At 36.4% G+C, this 1,376-nt stretch carries 3 protein-coding genes; 1 reads left to right on the forward strand and 2 read right to left on the reverse strand.

Annotated elements, in window-relative coordinates:
* A partial coding sequence (locus tag ACT3SX_RS15105; RefSeq protein WP_444761578.1) for an IS630 family transposase occupies positions 1 to 414 on the reverse strand: 414 nt, incomplete at its 3' end.
* Positions 395 to 751, reverse strand: a complete 357-nt coding sequence (locus ACT3SX_RS15110; protein ID WP_442072873.1) for an IS630 transposase-related protein — start codon at positions 749 to 751, stop codon at positions 395 to 397. The genes ACT3SX_RS15105 and ACT3SX_RS15110, both read right to left, overlap by 20 nt.
* A gap of 90 nt (positions 752 to 841) precedes the next feature.
* On the opposite strand from ACT3SX_RS15110, the gene ACT3SX_RS15115 reads away from it, so the two are divergent.
* The coding region (locus tag ACT3SX_RS15115) for a hypothetical protein (RefSeq protein WP_444519244.1) at positions 842 to 1,376 on the forward strand (535 nt) is incomplete at its 3' end.

A 1,376-nucleotide genomic window follows, 5' to 3' on the forward strand; every position in this document is an offset into this window, starting at 1 on the left:
CAGAGCCCACTTCTTTTCGATAGGGTTTAAGTCAGGGCTATAAGGTGGTAAAAATAATAGCCTGTGACCGTGCCTGTTGAGCAGTCTCTGAACTCGCTTATGAAAGCTAGCATTATCCATGACAATCACACATTTTCTCTTAAGGCTTGGGATTAGCGTGTACTTGCACCAATCATAAAAGATGTCACTATTGATGTTTTTCTCAAAGGTATCAAGAGCAAACAGCATCTTTTCATATAGAGCTCCGATGACATTAGTACGCTTCTTTGCTTGCCAGTTGTAGCGATCAATACAAGGTGTGCCTTTTAGTGAATAACCATGAGAGCGGATGGTCTCATGCTCAAAGCCACTTTCGTCCATATAAACAATGGGATAGCCTTGCTGCGTAAAGCGATCAAGCTTTCTCTGATACACCGCTCTTTTTATTGGACACGCTTTTGGATGTTCTAAGGTCTTTTTTTTGACTAATGCCTAAGCGTTTTAACGCCTCACAAATGGCTGGGGCAGTACAGTTGAACCGTCTTGCTCTCTCATAATGATAGTCATCAGGGTAACTCTCAACGTCTTTTCGTAGTGCATCATCTGGTATTTTATAGGGTTTGGTTTGCCTGGTTGTTTTGCTATGAACACGTCTCTTCCAGTTTTGTATAGTGGTTGGGCTGAGATTATAGAACTCAGCCGCTTCAGCAAAGGTCATACCGCCATCTAAGCTTTTTAGTACTTGTTTGCGAAAATCTAGTGAGTAAGTCATGATAAATGAGTATGTCTGTTGAGATGTTTTATCTTATAACATTTTTATATTTAATACACTATAGATGAATCCCATGTATTTTTGAGTAGAATGGACTATGACAGGTGGACAGATAGAAGACCAGGGCTTCGTAGGAACTACAGTTTTGAAGAAGCTATTGAGGCTTTTGGCTTACCCGACCTCTCTGAAGAAAGATTTGAACTACCTAAATGGTTAGTAGACTTTTGTAAAAATCAAAAAACTTACTTTGTACAAGATCAAAGACTAATTTTAAAGAAAAATGACAAAAATAGTAGAAATGATTTTTTTACTAATGCTATTGAAAGGTATTCTGAGAGACTGAAATCTAAAATTAGAGATTCTAGTGTTAAGGTTTCAATGAACTCACAACAACTTGATTCTACTTTTCCAAAACGGCTAGTAACTAGCAAAGACAAATACGATAACTTCGATAAAAATGAGCTTATTGAAGCTCTTGAAAAAATTCAAGATAAAAGAAAAAAGTTAATGAAATATGACCTTCTGTCTCAGGATAGTAGCTTAGATAATGAAATAGAAGTTGATCATATCGAGGAAAATGATGTAAAGGTTTTAAACTTATATGTTTTAGATACAAATAAAAAGC

The sequence above is a fragment of the Psychrobacter sp. AOP31-B2-9 genome, from assembly GCF_052378005.1.
Taxonomy (GTDB): Bacteria; Pseudomonadota; Gammaproteobacteria; order Pseudomonadales; family Moraxellaceae; genus Psychrobacter.